Here is a 2892-nt window from a genome sequence, read left to right as displayed (position 1 = left end):
CACGTCAGTGATTCAACTTCATTTTTAGCAGCGTGGCTCAAAGCCAAACCCAATAACCAAAAAAGGATACGCATGTCGTATCCTTTTTTGACTTTGTACTAGAGTGGCGCTTAGTTGCCCATAGTGTAGCAACAGCCTAATTGGTAATCGTCGCCATTTTTCGCTGTGTACTCTTTCTCTTCTGTACACGCTTGTGGTTTACCCTTCTCATCGCCTTTGACGAGGCTAATCCAGTGACGCATTGCCGACATCTTACCCATTTCGTGAGGGAACATGGTGCAGGTTTCAAGCTGGATGTCATCGATACACACGAGCTCCACACAACCTGTCCCTTTGTGATGGCCAAAGGTCACTTCAACATGGCTGCCAGTCCCATCACGAAGCAGTAAGGAGGCAGGCGTCTCTTTACTTCCTGTGTAAGCAACAAAGTGTTTGGGATGCTTGAGACCACTGTGACTGCCGTCTTTGAAGTACGCCATAACGTGTCGATAGTCGATCACGTACGCTGTGACATTTTTGTGCGACCCATTTTCTAGGGGGAACAGTCTATCGAGCAGCTGCTTCGATTTGGTTTGCTTTTCACTTGCTTGATTAGCGTTGATGGTCTCTACCGCGAAGACTGCTTCAGCGATAAAAGGGCGGTTTTGATTTTGGATTTCTGTCTTATCGAATGTCAGCATATTCATAGTGTTTCCCTCACGGATATTTCACAGCATCATGTCCTAGAGCAAATATTTCAAACTCGCGTTTAACAAGTTGCAAATTTGTGACTTTGCTTACTTTGTATACTAGTGAATTCTTGACTACAATTTCACAACAAAAATTTTACAATGTGAATTTTACAAAATGCCAGTGTCAAAAAGCTTGATTCGCCAATCCCATTTCCTCGGGACGAAAATTAGAAACCTGAGAAAACGCAACCACTTAACTATGGAGGATCTCTCTGCACGCTGTGTGAGAGTTAGCCCTGAATACGCACCGTCGGTCTCTTACCTTTCAATGATCGAACGAGGAAAACGCGTGCCAAGCATCGACATGCTGGAGGTCATTGCACAAGTTTTCCAAAAAGATCCCGCTTGGTTCTTAGATGACGAGCCAGAACAGGCCGACATCACGCCTGATAAAGGCAACCGCGGTGGGATCAGCGGCATGGCGCTTGAGCCGAGCTTTCTGTTCTCGAATGAAATTCTCCAAATCGCCATTCCGGAGATGCTCTCGCAAACCGGCATTACAGGTCGTCAGTTTGCTCATTTGCTGATCCGAGCTCATCAAGAGAGCCATCAAAACCACTTTCCTGATCTCGAACGTGCAGCAGAAGAAGTGGGCCTCAAACGCCTGAACCTCTCAGCGGAAGATTTGATGGGCATTGCCCGAAGCCTTGGGCTCACCATTCGCTGGGTCAAACGCGCACCGCAAGATGTGGTGGATGAGCTTGGGATTAACGCCAAGCAAGTCGTGACATCCTTCTTTGAACCGCCCGGAACTCTGTTCCTTAATGAAATCCTCAAAGAGTATCCGACTCGCCTTAAGTATGATTTGGCGGTCTATATCGGCCATTGTGTTCTGCACAGCAAAGAAGGGTTGAAAAGCGTACTGACGGTGGGGCATGCCAACAGTTGGGAGGACTACAACCAAACCACGCCGAGCTCAGAGCTCAACTCGCAAGACATTTTGCAAGCGTGGCGTGATTTTGAGTCGAGTTTTTTTGCGGGCGCGCTACTTTGCCCTAAAGTCCCTTTCCGACAATTACTAGACCGCAGCGGGTATGAGATTGACGTCCACCTCAAAGCAGGCGTATCACCATCGGTTGCGATGCGTCGTATGACCGTGGTTTCGCCCTATCCTCACTGGCACTATTTTGATGCGTACGGACAAAACAAGCTTAAAGCGGTCTATCGTGGTAACGGGATCCCGCTTCCTTGGGGCAACATGCGGAAGGTCAATGACCCGTGTCAGCACTGGGCTGTTTTCCGTCGCTTGTCTGAGCCACAACAAGGTAGCTCTGCGCAGATCTCTATTCTCAACGTCGGGGATGAGCCAAGAATTTACTGCTGTGAGTCAGTCAACATGACCGATCCTGCAGGGAACAACCGCGTCTTGTGCGCAGGCATCGATCTTAACCCAGCCATTGATGCTCAGGGCGGGAATTCACACGATATCGCTCAGGAACTCAAAAGTTTATGCGTCAGTCAGGGTGGTAGCGCCCCCATTCCACGTCATATCAGCCGGGAATTCACCACCATCGCTAAAATACTCAACATTAACTGGATTGAGCGAGGCATTCAGTCAGATGCGCGCGTGATATGCTCACGAGGTGCCGTGTGTCCGAGGAAACCAAGCTGTTATGAAAATTGCCAAGGTGGTGAATAGAGGTTGAAGAAACCCATTCGAGACAGAAAGAAAAAAGCCAATCACAAATCGGTGTGATTGGCTATATATGATTGTGAACAAAATCGTATTCACTAACAACGTCAGTTGGCTAGGTGACCCTCGGCTTAATAAGGGTCACTATAAATAAAGCAGTAACCGTGCCAACTTTTAAGTTAACCAAAAATCAATCACTTCGCTCACTTCGTCATCAGTTTCATGCAAACAGAACACATAATCGTCAAGCAAAATAAGAATAATTGCGTTTTGCGAAAATGTTGATCATTGCAAAATGCAAACCATGACGCATCGAGTTTCCCAGAGATCAAAAAAGCGCCGCCCAACATCGGTTAGGCGGCGCAGAGAACAAGGGATAGAATCATCGACTAGCGTTTACGAAACACCCAAATCGGTCCAATCAGAAGAAATTGGATATCTTCGAAAAACGACGGCTTCTTCCCTTCGATCTTATGACCAATAAATTGTGCTATCCAGAGCACCGCAAACAGTGCTATGGAGACCAAC

General features: G+C 47.4%; 3 protein-coding genes. 1 reads left to right on the top strand and 2 read right to left on the bottom strand.

Annotated features, from left to right (window positions below):
* Nucleotides 1-110: 110 nt before the first annotated feature.
* Nucleotides 111-686 (bottom strand): aldolase/citrate lyase/malate synthase family protein, encoded by a 576-nt coding sequence (locus tag AC6R1O_RS10500; RefSeq protein ID WP_500637297.1) that lies wholly within the window; start codon nucleotides 684-686, stop codon nucleotides 111-113.
* Nucleotides 687-846: 160 nt separating this feature from the next.
* On the opposite strand from AC6R1O_RS10500, the gene AC6R1O_RS10495 reads away from it, so the two are divergent.
* Entirely contained in the window at nucleotides 847-2370 is a 1524-nt protein-coding gene (locus AC6R1O_RS10495; RefSeq protein ID WP_334552139.1) for a DUF3612 domain-containing protein, read from the top strand.
* Between the two features lie 383 nt (nucleotides 2371-2753).
* On the opposite strand, the gene AC6R1O_RS10490 is transcribed toward AC6R1O_RS10495, so the two are convergent.
* The coding region (locus AC6R1O_RS10490) for an Mpo1-like protein (protein WP_500656967.1) at nucleotides 2754-2892 on the bottom strand (139 nt) is incomplete at its 5' end.

Source organism: Vibrio sp. R11-SG3-ISO3-SZ, from assembly GCF_059834345.1.
The sequence above is the reverse complement of the archived record's forward strand: the minus strand, read 5'-3'. Positions and strand labels throughout refer to the sequence as shown.